The organism is uncultured Parasphingorhabdus sp. (assembly GCF_963975555.1).
Lineage (GTDB): Bacteria > Pseudomonadota > Alphaproteobacteria > Sphingomonadales > Sphingomonadaceae > Parasphingorhabdus.
Genome location: NZ_CAXBHH010000004.1, coordinates 304,612 through 318,652, shown reverse-complemented (window position 1 = coordinate 318,652; position 14,041 = coordinate 304,612). Strand labels below are relative to the sequence as shown.

General features: G+C 55.3%; 14 protein-coding genes. 4 read left to right on the top strand and 10 right to left on the bottom strand.

What is annotated here, in order from left to right:
- Positions 1-4: 4 nt before the first annotated feature.
- From AAC060_RS11360 to AAC060_RS11330, 7 genes are all read right to left on the bottom strand, one after another.
- A complete protein-coding gene (locus AAC060_RS11360) occupies positions 5-943 on the bottom strand; it encodes a Gfo/Idh/MocA family oxidoreductase (RefSeq protein ID WP_339826241.1) in 939 nt (312 codons plus the stop codon).
- A gap of 17 nt (positions 944-960) precedes the next feature.
- Complete coding sequence (locus AAC060_RS11355; protein ID WP_339826239.1) at positions 961-1,803, bottom strand: class III extradiol dioxygenase subunit beta; 843 nt, start codon at positions 1,801-1,803, stop codon at positions 961-963.
- Between the two features lies 1 nt (position 1,804).
- Positions 1,805-2,212, bottom strand: coding sequence for a protocatechuate 4,5-dioxygenase subunit alpha (ligA, locus tag AAC060_RS11350; RefSeq protein ID WP_339826236.1), 408 nt, complete (start codon positions 2,210-2,212; stop codon positions 1,805-1,807).
- Entirely contained in the window at positions 2,209-3,234 is a 1,026-nt protein-coding gene (locus tag AAC060_RS11345) for an aromatic ring-hydroxylating dioxygenase subunit alpha (RefSeq protein WP_339826234.1), read from the bottom strand. The genes ligA and AAC060_RS11345 overlap by 4 nt, the downstream gene beginning before the upstream one ends.
- Before the next feature lie 169 nt (positions 3,235-3,403).
- Positions 3,404-4,420, bottom strand: a complete 1,017-nt coding sequence (locus AAC060_RS11340) for an amidohydrolase family protein (protein ID WP_339826231.1) — start codon at positions 4,418-4,420, stop codon at positions 3,404-3,406.
- Positions 4,417-5,247: a DUF1932 domain-containing protein gene (locus AAC060_RS11335; RefSeq protein ID WP_339826229.1), complete on the bottom strand. Its 831-nt coding sequence runs from the start codon at positions 5,245-5,247 to the stop codon at positions 4,417-4,419. The genes AAC060_RS11340 and AAC060_RS11335 overlap by 4 nt, the downstream gene beginning before the upstream one ends.
- 71 nt (positions 5,248-5,318) lie before the next feature.
- Positions 5,319-6,467: a LysR family transcriptional regulator gene (locus AAC060_RS11330; protein WP_339826226.1), complete on the bottom strand. Its 1,149-nt coding sequence runs from the start codon at positions 6,465-6,467 to the stop codon at positions 5,319-5,321.
- Positions 6,468-6,566: 99 nt separating this feature from the next.
- Between AAC060_RS11330 and ligK the strand changes: the two genes are divergently transcribed.
- From ligK to AAC060_RS11310, 4 genes are read left to right on the top strand one after another with little or no spacing between them, the layout of a single operon-like run.
- Positions 6,567-7,241 (top strand): 4-carboxy-4-hydroxy-2-oxoadipate aldolase/oxaloacetate decarboxylase, encoded by a 675-nt coding sequence (gene ligK / locus AAC060_RS11325; protein ID WP_339826224.1) that lies wholly within the window; start codon positions 6,567-6,569, stop codon positions 7,239-7,241.
- Positions 7,234-8,295 (top strand): 4-oxalomesaconate tautomerase, encoded by a 1,062-nt coding sequence (locus AAC060_RS11320; protein ID WP_339826221.1) that lies wholly within the window; start codon positions 7,234-7,236, stop codon positions 8,293-8,295. Before ligK ends, AAC060_RS11320 begins: the two co-directional genes overlap by 8 nt.
- 1 nt (position 8,296) lies before the next feature.
- Positions 8,297-9,190, top strand: coding sequence for an amidohydrolase family protein (locus AAC060_RS11315; protein ID WP_339826218.1), 894 nt, complete (start codon positions 8,297-8,299; stop codon positions 9,188-9,190).
- 6 nt (positions 9,191-9,196) lie between these two features.
- Positions 9,197-11,380 (top strand): FdhF/YdeP family oxidoreductase, encoded by a 2,184-nt coding sequence (locus AAC060_RS11310; RefSeq protein ID WP_339826215.1) that lies wholly within the window; start codon positions 9,197-9,199, stop codon positions 11,378-11,380.
- Between the two features lie 9 nt (positions 11,381-11,389).
- Here AAC060_RS11310 and AAC060_RS11305 read toward each other — a convergent pair whose 3' ends face one another.
- The 3 genes from AAC060_RS11305 to AAC060_RS11295 are packed head-to-tail and all read right to left on the bottom strand — an operon-like array spanning position 11,390 to position 14,006.
- Positions 11,390-12,142: a siderophore-interacting protein gene (locus AAC060_RS11305; RefSeq protein WP_339826213.1), complete on the bottom strand. Its 753-nt coding sequence runs from the start codon at positions 12,140-12,142 to the stop codon at positions 11,390-11,392.
- Between the two features lie 44 nt (positions 12,143-12,186).
- Positions 12,187-13,296 carry an S-(hydroxymethyl)glutathione dehydrogenase/class III alcohol dehydrogenase gene (locus AAC060_RS11300; protein WP_339826211.1) on the bottom strand — a complete coding sequence of 370 codons (1,110 nt, stop codon included), beginning with the start codon at positions 13,294-13,296 and terminating at the stop codon, positions 12,187-12,189.
- Positions 13,297-13,346: 50 nt separating this feature from the next.
- Positions 13,347-14,006 carry a glutathione S-transferase family protein gene (locus AAC060_RS11295; RefSeq protein ID WP_339826209.1) on the bottom strand — a complete coding sequence of 220 codons (660 nt, stop codon included), beginning with the start codon at positions 14,004-14,006 and terminating at the stop codon, positions 13,347-13,349.
- Positions 14,007-14,041 lie beyond the last annotated feature (35 nt).

Genomic DNA, 14,041 nt, shown 5'->3' with positions numbered 1-14,041 from the left:
CTATCTAACCCAGTTGGCCTTCAAGGTCGTGCAGGACCTTGTAGCAGGGAAGCACCTGCGCGACGCTGCTATTCGGTTCGCGGCCTTCGCGAATGGCGGCAATGAATTCGCGGTCCTGAAGCTCGATGCCATTCATCGAAACATCGACCTTGCTCACGTCGATCACTTCTTCCTTGCCGTTCACGAGATCATCATAGCGGGCGATATAGGTCTCGTTGTCGCCGATGTAGCGGAAGAATGTGCCCAGCGGGCCGTCGTTGTTGAACGAGAGCGAGAGGGTGCAAATCGCGCCGCTCTGCGCTTTCAACTGTATCGACATATCCATCGCGATGCCTAGTTCCGGGTGGATCGGCCCCTGAATCGCATTGGCCTGAATGATCGGTCCAGCCTGATAGGCAAAGAGATCGACGGTATGCGCGGCATGATGCCAGAGCAGATGGTCGGTCCAGCTTCGTGCCTGCCCCTTGGCGTTGATATTCTTGCGGCGGAAGAAATAGGTCTGCACGTCCATTTGCTGGATAGTATAGTCGCCAGCCTTGATCCGGTTGTGCACATATTGGTGCGACGGATTGAACCGGCGGGTGTGCCCGACCATGCAGACAAGCCCGGTTTCCTTTTGCTTGGCCATCACCGCTTCGCAATCGGCCCAGCTGTCAGCCAAAGGAATTTCCACTTCGACATGCTTGCCGGCGTCCATCGCGGCGATCGACTGGGCCGCGTGCATCTGCGTTGGCGTTGCCAAAATGACCGCATCGACATCGTCGCGCGCGAGCATCTCGTCATAGTCGGTGGTGGCAAAACCGACACCATATTTGTCAGCCATAGCCCGGGTTGGTTCCAGCGTCCGGCCAACCAGCGCGGTCACTTCGACGCCGTCGATATTCTTCAGGCCATCAAGATGTTTTTCACCAAAGGCGCCGCCGCCTGCGAGTGCGATTTTCATGGATATTCTCCTAATTTCTAATTGTCTGGTTCCAGCACAAGGTGCCCGATTGCGGTGTTGCTGCACGGGATATGATAATGGCGGTGCAGGCATTTTGTCTTTTTGCCGAGCGCGCCGCGCATGATCAGCCACATGATCATTTCAATGCCCTCGCTACCCGTTTCGCGCAGATATTCGATATGTGGAATATGACGGGCAGCATCGGTTTCCCCGATCATCATATCGAGAAATTTATTATCCCACTCGCGGTTCAGCAAACCGGCACGCGGCCCCTGTAACTGATGGCTCATCCCGCCGGTGCCCCAGATTTGCACATTCAGATCTTCGGGGAAGCTTTCCACCGCGCGTGCAATTGCCTCGCCCAATGCCCAGCAGCGATTGCCCGATGCGACCGGATAGGTCACGACGTTGACCGCCACTGGCACAACCTTGACCGGCCATTTGTCGGGCTGACCGAACATCATCGAAAGCGGTACCGTCAACCCGTGGTCGACGTCCATTTCGTTGATGATGGTCATGTCGAAATCGTCGAGGATAAGGCTCTGCGCGATATGCCAGCCAAGGTCCGCATGGCCCTCGACATCAGGCACCGGGCGGGGTCCCCAGCCTTCGTCGGCGGGTTTGTATGTTTCGCCGCAACCAATTGCAAAAGTGGGGATAATGTTCGCGTCAAAGGCAGAAGCATGGTCATTATAGACCAGCACGATTACATCGGGCTTTTGCTCTTCTTCCCATTTTTTCGTCCACTCATAACCTTTGAAAATCGGTCCGAAATAATCATCCTGTGTTTTGCCCTGATCGACAGCAACGCCAAGCAGCGGGACATGGCTTGATCCGACACCAGCGGTAATACGAGCCATTTCAATAGTCTCCCTTGATTGACCGGTTGCCTTCGGCAGACCGTCCGCCCCGCATCATCATGTCGCGATATTCCGGGAAGCTCATGTTGGTCATGGTCGAAACCGCCTCGGCAAAGCTTATTCCGTCGGTCGAGAATATCTTGCTGAGAAAATATATGTTGCCGCCGAGATCGAGCATCCGATTATAATCACGGTCAAGTACCGCCTGGCGCTGCTCTCCGGTAATCGGCCATTCCGACAGATAGGCCTCTTCGCCCGCCTTCCAGCGATCCCGGTTCTCCGCGTCCATCAGGCTCATCGCGAATTGGTTGAGATGATAACCGCGGCGGGCTCGCGAAGCCGTAAAGATGCGCGTGCCTGGAATGTCCTCGAGTTCGGCCAGATATTCGTGGATATCCTGTTCGATCATAGACTGCCTTCCGCTTTCTTGATCCTGTCGATCATCTGGCGGGAACGCACACCGCCCTGATCGATATTGTACGCCTGCAATTTTTGCTGCGGATTGGCTTGTATAGAGCGCTGTTGCGCCTCCAGTATCTCGACATCTTCGGCGAAAACGCCGCTCTGCTGCTGGCGGAAGCGCGCACCAAAGCCGGGATCGTTGGTCTGGAAGTCACGCGCCATGCCCCAGAAATAATGGCTGTGGGTTTCGTCTTGCGGCGTCATGACGTCAACCACGAAACCCCGGACACCCTGATCATGCTTGTCGATGCTGGCACCCGCTTCCACCGGTGCGACACCAACATCGATAATGACCGCGGACGGCGCTATAAATTCGCATATCTGCCAGCGGTCAACCCGGCCTTCCTTGCCCAGTGCGCCTTTCCAGAATGGCGGCGGATCGATGTCGGGAATCCACCGTTCGACAAATACGCGGTCATCGGTGGTGCGCGTGTCCAATGGTGCTTCCATGAGCTCCTGCTGGCCGATGGACCCTTGATGGACATATGTTTCGTGGGTCAGGTCCATCAGATTGTCGATCAGCAGGCGATAGTCGCAGGCGATGGAATAATATCCACCCTCGAAGGCCCATCCATCCGCGGAGCATGGCCACAGATCGGCGATTTTCTCCAGGTCGGCAGGCGTGTCACCCATCCATATCCAGACAAACCGGTGACATTCATGGACAACAAATGTTTCCGTACAAATCCTCTTGTTTACCGGATCGGACTTCAGCGGCATTTCTTCGGCGACACCGTCAGGGCCGATTTTCAGGCCATGATATTTGCAGCGGAGAGAATCGCCTTCCTTGATCCCCATCGAGAGGGGCAACATGCGGTGTGGGCAGGCATCGCGCATGGCGACGACTTCGCCATCCAGTTTGCGCCACAGAACAACAGGTACGCCCAATAACGTCCGGGCCAGAGGCTGGGGACCGACTTCATAGTCCCATCCCGCTACATACCAGGCATTTTTGATCCAGCTGCTCATTCTTCTCTCTCCGATAATTCCAGAGCCGACGGCTGGCGTTCAAAACATTTTTTTTGGGGAAGATTTTTGCATTTCGGCCCATTTGCCTGTGGATCATCGATGGCCTGCAATATCACTTCGTAACCGAACATCAGGCCCGAAAACCGGCTGAACTTTTCCCCGCCAGTTCTCATCGTCCTCGCTCCTTCAACTGTGCATCCAGCCGGGGGAAGACCCGACGGGCATTGCCTTCAAATATGGCATGGCGTTCCGCATCTGATATATCGAGCGCATCGACATAGCGTTTGGTGTCGTCGAAATAATGGCCGGTTTGCGGATCGATACCGCGCACAGCACCGACCATTTCGCTGCCGAACAGGATATTCTTGTTGTCGATCACATCGGCCAGAAGGTTGATGCCGGGCTGATGATAAACGCAGGTGTCGAAGAAGACATTGTTCATGAGATGCGTGGAAAGATCCGGCTGTTTCAGCATATCGGCCAGTCCGCGATACCGGCCCCAATGATAAGGAACCGCGCCGCCGCCATGCGGAATGATCAGGCGCAATGTCGGGAATTCCCTGAACAGATCGCCCTGGATCAGCTGCATGAAGGCAATGGTATCGGCCGCAATATAATAGGCGCCGGTTGCGTGCATCGCCGGATTGCAGCTGCCCGACACATGGATCATCGCCGGCATATCCAGCTCGACCATTTTTTCGTAAAACGGGTGCCAGAACTCGTCGGTTAGCGGCGGATGCTCAAACTTGCCGCCGCCCGGGTCAGGGTTCAGGTTACAACCGATAAAGCCCATATCCGCGCAGCGCTGTAATTCGGCGATGGAGGATGTCATATCCGCTTCCGGCGACTGCGGTAGCATGCAGACCGGTGCGAATGTCTCGGGATAAAGTCCGGCCACTCGTGCGATCAGATTGTTGCAAACTTCGGCCCATTTTACCGCAACACTCTGGTCACCGACATGCGGGGCCATGGCCGATGCGCGCGGGCTGAAAATTGTCATATCCGCACCGCGCTCTTTTAGCAGGCGCAACTGGTTGGCTTCGATTGTCTCACGGATTTCATCGTCGGAAATGTCGGGGTAGGGCGGTGCCTCCTGTCCATTGGCAAATGCCGCCTTCTGTAATTCCCGCCACTCGTCATGGGCTTTTGGCAAGACGGTGTAATGGCCGTGGCAATCGATGATCATGGCATTTTTCCCATAATTGCAGCTAATTTGGCTTTCAGACCTTTCGGCACGGGAGAGATCTCCAACTCTCCGATCGACTGTTGCCAGCCCACCGTCCCCTCGGTCAGCATTGGCGAAACTCCAAGCGCGAGTAATGTCTGCGAGGATTCGTACATCTCGGCAGAGCGCCGCAGGCCATGGGCCAGCATCCGGTCGAGACGATAGTCCGCCTGTTCCGACCAGTCATTGCCAAAGCTCGCCAGCACCTCGTCGGTAACACCGGCCGTTTCGCAAGCAATCAGGCATTCTGCGGTCAAAGCCTCGACGCCTTTGTACATCACCGAGCGCAGCATCTTGATGGTCGACGCCCGCCCGATATCATCACCGACGATACGGACATTGATGAAACCCAGAGCGACCAGCGCTGCTTTACCGTCTTCCGAATAAGGGCCGGACACGAGTAAAGGAACCGCTAGCCGCGCTGGGTGAACCGGTGACATGATTGCAACGTCGACATAACGGCCGCCCGCGCTCTCAATCACATCAGCCGCGTCGCGTTTTGTCTGGGGTGCGACAGAATTCATGTCGAAATATAAGCATCCGGCGGCCAGATAGGGGGCGGCATTTTGTGCCGCAATCAGAGCCTGATCCGCTGTGACGACACAGATGGCTTGCGCGCTCTCGTCCAAGGCAGCTTCGATCGAAGTGCAGGCTGTCACGCCATCTTTGGCGAGAAGCGTCTCGAGCGGCTTTACATCATATACCCGCGCCAGCGACTGCCAGCCTGCTGCCCGCGCAAAAGTCCGGCCAGCTTCACCATATCCAATCAAGGCCACAGGGTTGGTCATGGCCGCAAGTCTAGGCATTTCCAGAGGACAAGCTAATCGGAAGGTTGTTTTGGCTATAAGTTTTTGTTAACTCAGGTGGCTTTTGATATCGCTTTCAAGATCGTCAGAAACTTTTCCTGCATCGCGGTTGGTCGCCATTCTGTGCGCGTTGTAACGCCGATATTGCGGGTATATCCTTCCGGAATACTGGCAATCTTGACCAGCCACCCGGCTTCCAGTTCGACGGCGACCTGATCGGGCGATAATAATGTCAGAAAATCGCTTTCGATCAGGATCTGACGGATGGTGATCACCGATCCGCAGTCTATCGGAACGTGCGGCAGCGGTATCGATAATTTTTCGAACATGCGGGCCCACCCATCGCGCAGTGGCGTTCCGGCAGCGGGAATGATCCAGGAATATTGCGCCAGTTTTTCGAGCGACGGTTCATCGGACAGCGCCGGATGGCCTTTGCGGCCAATGACCGCCGGATGATCGTCGAACAATGGTTGTTGGGCAACGTCCGGCCCGGGCGAGGGGGCTCGCATCGCGCCGATCATCAAGTCGATGTCACCATCGCGCAACGGCTCGATCAATTCGTGAAATGCACCCTCGATGATGTTGATCGCGACATCGGGATGTTCGCGATGAAAGGCAGCGACCGCTGCCGGTAATATGCGCGCGCGCGACAGTGGCATCGCTCCGATGTTGATCCGGCCGGTCTCGCGACCCAGCAAGGCGGCGAGTTCGCTCAGGCCGGCTTCGAGTTCGGCGCGGGCGAGGCGAAAACGCCGCGCTGTCCGTCTGCCTTGATCGGTCAGCGCGACACCTTTGCCGCGCCGCTCGACCAGTTTTCGCTTCAGAACGACGGAAAGATCGCCGACCGCGCGGTGCAGCGATGGTTGAGCGAGGCCGGTCTCGTTCGAAGCCGCCGCATAGCCGCCTGCATCTGCGAGGGCGATCAACGCGCGGAGCTGGGTCATGGTCACCTGCGGGGAAATGATATGCGCGAGCGCGGTTTCGATCCTGGGGAAAAGCAGGTGACCGGCTTCGGTTGCAACCATGCCTTCGGTTCTCCGCTCGAACAACAACTGGCCGAGCATTGTTTCCAGTTTCGATAATCCCTGGGTGATGGCAGGCTGACTGATATGGATGGCTTGCATCGCCGCAGAGATGCTGCCCAAACGGCCAATGGCTATGGCGGCTCGCAGGTGGCGAAGGTTGAAATCTGAAAAATTCATTTCAATAAGGATTAGCATATTCTTATAGGTGTTGCATAGTTCCGACTTGCTTGTTTGCGCGCAACCTTTGTAACCTTCAGACAAATCAAGGAGTCCGGCATGGCCAATATCGTAGTTCAAAATATCGAGCGTGCTGACCCCGCTCTCGTCGACGGTCTGGCAAAATGTGGTGTCGCAACAGTCCATGAAGCACAGGGCCGGACCGGGTTGATGGCCAGCAATATGAGGCCCATCTACACCGGCGCCAGAGTAGCCGGAACAGCGGTGACCATATCGGCCGCACCAGGTGATAACTGGATGATACATGTCGCCATCGAACAGTTGCGGGAAGGCGATATATTGGTTCTCGAGCCAACCAGCCCGTGCGAGGATGGATATTTCGGGGATCTGCTGGCTACGTCGGCGCAGGCACGAGGCTGTCGCGGCTTGATCATCAATGCGGGCGTCCGCGACGTCCGCGACCTGACTAAAATGAATTTCCCGGTATGGTCCAAGGCGGTGTTCGCGCAAGGGACCGTGAAAAACACGCTTGGTTCGGTGAATGTCCCGATTGTTTGCGCGGGAGCAGTCGTAAATCCGGGTGATGTCATCGTCGCGGATGACGACGGGGTCTGTGTTGTGCCGCGCCAAAATGCTGCCGATGTGCTGAAAAAGGCGCAGGAACGGGAAGCCAATGAGGAAGCTAAACGTCAGCGGTTAGCCAGCGGAGAGCTGGGTCTCGACATGTACAAGATGCGCGAAAGGCTGGAGAAGGAAGGCCTCAGATATGTTTGATGCGGCTTCTGGCGTCCGGTGCATGTGGATGCGCGGAGGAACGTCCAAAGGCGGCTATTTTCTTGCAGATGACCTGTCCGCAGACATAGCAGAGCGGGCCGCGTTTCTGCTTCATATCATGGGTTCACCCGATCTTCGTCAAATAGACGGGATGGGCGGTGCTGATCCGTTGACGAGCAAGGTCGCTGTGGTGCGCAGATCGCAGCGCGAAGGAGTGGACGTCGACTATCTGTTTCTTCAGGTTTCTGTCGATCAGGCCCTGGTTTCGGACCAGCAAAATTGCGGCAACATCCTCGCGGGTATCGGGCCCTTTGCGCTCGAGCGCGGCTTGGTGATCCCGACCGGTGAGGAAACACGGGTGGTCATCTATATGGAAAATACCGGGCAAACCGCTGTGGCCACAGTACAGACTCCGGGCGGTCGCGTGCAATATACAGGTGACGCCAGCATTGACGGCGTGCCCGGCACACATGCCCCGATCCCACTCGAATTTCGCGACACTGCGGGTTCCACTTGTGGAGCGCTGCTCCCGACGGGCAATGCATCGGACGAGATTGAAGGCGTCTCATGCACGTTGATTGACAATGGTATGCCTTGCGTCGTGATGAAGGCCGTCGACGCGGGTATCACCGGTTATGAAGACCGGGCGAGCCTTGACGGCAACAGCGATTTGAAAACTAGAATTGAAGCGATCCGGCTGGCGGCGGGCCAGCGTATGAACCTGGGCGATGTTAGCGAGAAGACAGTGCCCAAAATGATGCTGGTTGCACCACCGAGAAACGGAGGAGCGGTGACCGTCCGCAGCTTCATTCCGCATCGCGCCCATGCTTCGGTTGGCGTTCTGGGCGCGGTGAGTGTAGCGACCGCCTGTCTGATCGAGGGATCTCCTGCTGCGAAGGTAGCTAATATAACGGATGGTCAGGTCAAAACCTTGTCTGTCGAGCATCCAACCGGAGAATTGACCTGTATGTTGGAAACCGATGCGGAAGGTAATGTTGTTTCCTCGGCGCTGCTCCGCACCGCGCGCAAATTAATGGACGGGAAAGTATTTTGATATGAGCGCCGAAAATGGAAATGATCGTATCACCAGTTGGCATCCAAGTCCGTCGAAGCCAAGGTTTCGACCGCCGGAGGGAGCGGTCGATGCCCATTGCCATGTATTTGGCCCGATGGCGCAATTCCCGTTCAGCCCCAAAGCCAAATATCTGCCGGAAGACGCGGGATCAGATCAGCTTTTCGCACTGCGCGATCATCTGGGTTTCTCGCGCAACGTGATCGTGCAGGCAAGTTGTCACGGCACGGACAACAGCGCGACTTTGGAGGCAATCCGGCGATCAAATGGCAAGGCACGTGGTGTTGCAGTTGTTGATCCGGCGATCGGGGGGCAGGATCTCGCAGAACTACACGAAGGCGGTATTCGCGCCGTTCGTTTCAATTTCCTCAAACGGCTTGTGGACAATGCGCCCAAGGACAAGTTTCTCGAGGTGGCTGCACGTCTTCCCAAGGGGTGGCATGTCGTAATCTATTTCGAAGCCGATATTCTGGAGGAATTGCGCAGCTTTATCGAGGCGATCCCCGTTCCGGTTGTGATCGATCACATGGGCCGCCCTGATGTAAGCCAAGGCCCTGACGGCAAGGACATGCGCGCTTTCCGAGGCCTGCTGGAATCCCGGCCGGATATCTGGTTCAAGGCCACATGCCCCGACCGGCTTGATGCTGGCGGATATCCTTGGGCGGATTTTGTCGCCTCGGTTGCGCCATTGTTGGCGGATTATCCGGATCGCTGCCTGTGGGGCACCGACTGGCCGCATCCAAATATGCAGGATGATATTCCTGACGATGGTCATCTGGTCGATATCATCCCCCAAATCGCGCCGTCACCTGCTTTGCAGAAAAAGCTGCTCGTCGAGAACCCGTTGCGACTTTACTGGAATGATGGTTTTGGATAATTTGAGATGACAAAAACGATTGTCGGCGGTGGTCCAAAAAAGGTTCTCTATACGCTCAATACTGTTCGGCGCATCGGACTGACAAAAACCGCGAAAGCATTGAACGCAAAAAACGCCTGCAAGGCCTGCGGTCTCGGTATGGGCGGACAGATGGGAGGCATGACCAACGAAATTGGCGAATTTCCCTCGGTATGCAACAAAAGCGTCCAGGCGCAGTCGACCGATATTCAACCGTCCATTCCCGAAGAGATATTTGCGCATGATATTGCCGAACTTGATGAACTGTCCGCCCGTGAATTGGAGCATCTCGGCAGGCTGGCAAATCCAATATTCAAGGCCGAAGATTCCGACAAATTTGAGACGGTAAGCTGGGATTTTGCAATGTCCCGTATGGCAAGGCGCTTCAAAGATACGGATCCGGATCGCAGCTTCTTTTACAGTTCGGGCCGGTCATCGAACGAAGCCGGGTTTCTGTTTCAGCTGCTCGCCCGCGCTTATGGGACCAACAATGTCACCAACTGTTCCTATTATTGTCATCAAGCCACCTCGGTTGCGATGGAAACGACGATCGGGACCGGAACGTCCACAGTGGAACTGGCCGATCTTAAGAAAAGTGACCTGGTCTTCGTCATCGGCGCCAACCCGTCGTCTAACCATCCTCGGTTCATCCACCTGCTAAAATCGGTTCGTGATCGCGGGGGGCAGGTAATCATCATCAACCCGGCCAAAGAACCCGGTCTCGTCAAATTTGCTGTGCCCAAAAGTCCGAAATCCATGCTGAAAGGCGGCGATGAGATAGCGTCGCTATATCTGCAGCCGCGGATCGGAACGGATGTGGCTCTGTTCAAGGGGATTGCCAAAGCCATTGTCGAGGACAATGCACATGACGCGGACTTCATTGAACAATATGCCGAGGATGCAGACGAATTCTTCGCTGATTTAGCAAGTCTGACGTGGCCAGAAATCGAAACCTGCTGCGGTATATCCAGAGAGAAGATTTCGCAGGCGGGGCGGCTCTACTCCGAAGCCCGGTCAGCGGTATTTGCCTGGGGCATGGGGATGACCCACCATGTAAACGGCGTCGAGAATATCGAATATATTTCGAACCTCGCGCTGCTGCGCGGGATGATCGGACGGCCCGGGGCAGGGCTGCTCCCGCTGCGCGGGCACAGTAACGTGCAAGGCATTGGAACGATCGGCGTAAAACCGGTTTTGGCTAAAGAAATCATTGCCGAAATTGAAAAACACTCCGGGATCACTTTTCCGACCAAAACAGGTCTCGATACGCTCGCAACGATGGAGCAGGCCGCAGCAAGGAATGTCGATGCGGCATTGATCATGGGCGGCAATCTTTTTGCGGCAACGCCGGACAGCAAGGTCGCCGCACGATCTTTGACGAATATCGGGTTCAAAGCGTTCCTGACGACGACGTTGAACAAAGGGCATCTTGCTGGAGCAGCAAACGGAGAGACACTCATTCTGCCGGTCACGGCCAGAGATGAAGAATGGGAGCCGACCACTCAAGAATCGATGTTCAATTTTGTACGGTTGAGCGATGGCGGCATAAGGCGTCACGATAACGTCCGGCCTGAGGTTACGATATTGGCGGAACTTGGCGAACGGCTGCTTCCTGACAGCCCCATAGATTTTGCTGCCTATAATGATCACAACACAATTCGGGAGGCCATTGCGGCCACCATCCCGGGCATGGAAGAGCTCAAGGATATCCACATCGCCAAGCGGGAATTTCATGTTCAGAACCGGATCATGCATCAACCAGTCTTCCACACTCCCACCGGTAAGGCTAAGTTTGTCGTCCGCCCGACGCCGAGAACAAGCACAGCAATGCAGCCCATTCCCTTCACCCTCGCTACAATTCGGAGCGAAGGCCAGTTCAACAGCATCATTTACGAAGAGAATGACAGCTACCGGCAAACAGAAACGCGCTGGTGCGTTCTTATGAACCAGTCGGATATCGATAGACTGCAATTGGATAAAGTCACCAAAGTGACGATGCGGTCGGAATCTGGCGAAATGCGTGGGCTGACGGTATATCCGTTCGACGTGCCCTCTGGCAACGTCTTAGCCTATTATCCGGAAGCCAATATATTGACCACGCGCGTAACAGATCCCCGCAGCAAGACGCCTTCGTTCAAATCGGTACCGGTTGAACTGTTCAAGGAACTCTGAACGTTCGCTTCACGCATCAGTCTCGGCGTCAGCGCGTTTTGCCTGCTTATGTTCATCCTCGACCAATCCGCGTTTCCAGTAGCTGGAAATGTAAAGACGGTCTGGTCCAAGATTCTGCTCGACGCGCAGAAATTGGCGCAACAGCTTCATAGCCTCGAATTCGCAGGCGACCCATGCATAAGTCAGTTTATCCACAGCGCGAATTTTGCGTGCCGCATCGAGCAAGAGAAGTGGATTGGCGCCAAGATCAGCATCCACGATCCAATCGATATTCATTCCGGCGGGTTTTGCAATCTCCTGCTTGTCGTTGACATCTCGAATGAGGAGGATAGCGTCTCCTGTTGCACTGTCCGGCAAAGATTCGAGATTGACCGAAATCGCGGGCAGTGCAGTCATATCCCCGACTAGCAAAAATGGACCAGAACCATCGGGCAACGGCTTTGCCGCGCCAGGTCCGCCGACTTTAATTTGGTCGCCCACCTTCGCACTGATCGCCCAGTTTGTGGCAGGACCCGACTCGTCGTCGGAGCCATGCAAGGCGAAGTCGACATCGATGCCAGTTTCTGTCTGGTTGCGTATTGTATAGGTCCGTACGATGCGCTTTTCGTCGTCCGGGCCTTCCGGCATGATTTTGACATAGCCGCCAGCCTGGTGCTTCGGAAAGCCCGTGAAACCTGCACCGCCCAACGTGACGCGGTGCATGTTAGGCGTGACGCGAAAGGTATCTATCACTGTTAAAATGCGTGGTTCTGGTCGTGCCATAAACTTCCTGTTCGTTAGATTTTCTTGCTTCTCTGCGATGGTTGTCAAAAAACAACCACGCTTCTGATGCTTTCACCGGCATGCATCAAGTCGAAACCCTTGTTGATCTCTTCCAACGTCAGCGTGTGGGTGATCATCGGGTCAATTTCAATTTTCTTGTTCATATACCAGTCGACAATTTTTGGCACGTCCGTTCGGCCTCGCGCGCCGCCAAAGGCTGTTCCTTTCCAGACACGCCCGGTAACCAGTTGAAATGGGCGGGTTGCGATTTCCTTGCCCGCTTCTGCTACACCGATGATGATGCTCTCACCCCAGCCGCGATGACAGGATTCCAGCGCCTGCCGCATAACATCGGTATTGCCGGTACAGTCGAAGGTATAATCGGCGCCACCATCCGTAAGTGCCACAAGATGTTCAACAATATCGCCGTCGATTTTTTTCGGATTGACGAAATGGGTCATGCCGAATTTCCTGCCCCATTCTTCGCGGCTATCATTGATATCCACGCCGATAATCTTGTCCGCGCCGACCATCCGCGCACCTTGAAGGACATTAAGGCCGATACCGCCAAGACCGAATACGATGACGTTGGAACCGGGCTCTACTTTGGCAGTGTTGGTAACGGCGCCGACACCGGTGGTCACGCCGCAACCGATATAGCAACTCGCGTCAAAGGGAGCATCGTCCCGGATTTTTGCTACCGCGATTTCAGGCAGCACGATGAAGTTGGAAAAAGTCGAGCATCCCATATAGTGGAATATCGTCTGCCCCTTGTATGACATGCGACTGGTACCATTGGGCATCAATCCCTGTCCTTGGGTCGCCCGAATAGCGGTGCACAGGTTGGTTTTGCCCGACAGACAACTTTTGCATTGGCGGCATTCCGGAGTGTAGAGCGGGATCACATGATCGTCGGGAGAAACCGAGGTTACCCCCGCGCCGACTGCCCGCACAATGCCTGCGCCTTCATGGCCAAGCACCGATGGGAACTTTCCTTCGCTGTCCAGACCGTCGAGCGTATATGCGTCTGTATGACATATCCCGGTCGCCATTATTTCGACCAGCACTTCACCGGCCTGAGGCCCTTCCAGGTCAAGTTCGACAATCTCCAGAGGTTTCTTTGCTTCGAAAGCGACAGCAGCACGTGTTTTCATTTCTTTTGATCCTGATTTCTTGAATAATTGATCTGAATTTTCTGCAATTCTTAAAGCGTTGCGCCGGGGGGTAGGCGTATTCCACCCGCTTCCACTGCGGCCTGCTCACGTGCAAGCGCGCACTGGAAACCGGTTCGGGCACGGACCCGTTTTGCATGATCTAAAATGACGGGATAGGGTGAGAGATCGAAACCGCCCGAGGCAGCAGTGTCATAATTCCAATATAGATAGGTATCGACAATCGACCATTTTTCGCCAAACCACCAATCACCCTGCGCTAAGCGGTTGTCGATGGCTTGAACTATCGGCAGCATCAATTCCATGCCCTTGGTAAATACGCCGGCCGGATCGCCATCGGTCATACGTATCGGCATTCTAACCGAGCGTACTACGGGGTGTACCGTGGCCGAGCACCAGATCAGATCGGAGATGCATTGCGCGCGGAATATCGGGTCATTGCTTTTCGGCAATAATCCGGCATCTGGATATTGATCGATCAAATAGAGCAATATTGCGCTATTCTCGGTGATCAACTGTCCGTCGACCAGAAGTGCGGGGATCTTGCCTCGCGGATTCACTGCCAGAAACGCGGGCGATCTCTGATCCCCCTTTGACAGATCCAGAGCCTGATCCTCATACTCCAGACCTATTTCTTCCAGCGCATTCAAGGTAACCCGCGAACAGGCGCCGGGCATATGGTATAATTTCATGTTGAGTTCCCGTTGGTTCAAGAGCTTCACGGGCT

What these genes read in the sequence shown, in the direction of transcription:
- AAC060_RS11295 (WP_339826209.1), bottom strand. Translation starts at nt 14,006, where the DNA reads ATGAAATTATACCATATGCCCGGCGCCTGTTCGCGGGTTACCTTGAAT.
- AAC060_RS11300 (WP_339826211.1), bottom strand. Translation starts at nt 13,296, where the DNA reads ATGAAAACACGTGCTGCTGTCGCTTTCGAAGCAAAGAAACCTCTGGAG.
- ligA (WP_339826236.1), bottom strand. Translation starts at nt 2,212, where the DNA reads ATGATCGAACAGGATATCCACGAATATCTGGCCGAACTCGAGGACATT.
- AAC060_RS11315 (WP_339826218.1), top strand. Translation starts at nt 8,297, where the DNA reads ATGAGCGCCGAAAATGGAAATGATCGTATCACCAGTTGGCATCCAAGT.
- AAC060_RS11310 (WP_339826215.1), top strand. Translation starts at nt 9,197, where the DNA reads ATGACAAAAACGATTGTCGGCGGTGGTCCAAAAAAGGTTCTCTATACG.
- AAC060_RS11330 (WP_339826226.1), bottom strand. Translation starts at nt 6,467, where the DNA reads ATGAATTTTTCAGATTTCAACCTTCGCCACCTGCGAGCCGCCATAGCC.
- ligK (WP_339826224.1), top strand. Translation starts at nt 6,567, where the DNA reads ATGGCCAATATCGTAGTTCAAAATATCGAGCGTGCTGACCCCGCTCTC.
- AAC060_RS11320 (WP_339826221.1), top strand. Translation starts at nt 7,234, where the DNA reads ATGTTTGATGCGGCTTCTGGCGTCCGGTGCATGTGGATGCGCGGAGGA.
- AAC060_RS11305 (WP_339826213.1), bottom strand. Translation starts at nt 12,142, where the DNA reads ATGGCACGACCAGAACCACGCATTTTAACAGTGATAGATACCTTTCGC.
- AAC060_RS11345 (WP_339826234.1), bottom strand. Translation starts at nt 3,234, where the DNA reads ATGAGCAGCTGGATCAAAAATGCCTGGTATGTAGCGGGATGGGACTAT.
- AAC060_RS11335 (WP_339826229.1), bottom strand. Translation starts at nt 5,247, where the DNA reads ATGACCAACCCTGTGGCCTTGATTGGATATGGTGAAGCTGGCCGGACT.
- AAC060_RS11355 (WP_339826239.1), bottom strand. Translation starts at nt 1,803, where the DNA reads ATGGCTCGTATTACCGCTGGTGTCGGATCAAGCCATGTCCCGCTGCTT.
- AAC060_RS11360 (WP_339826241.1), bottom strand. Translation starts at nt 943, where the DNA reads ATGAAAATCGCACTCGCAGGCGGCGGCGCCTTTGGTGAAAAACATCTT.
- AAC060_RS11340 (WP_339826231.1), bottom strand. Translation starts at nt 4,420, where the DNA reads ATGATCATCGATTGCCACGGCCATTACACCGTCTTGCCAAAAGCCCAT.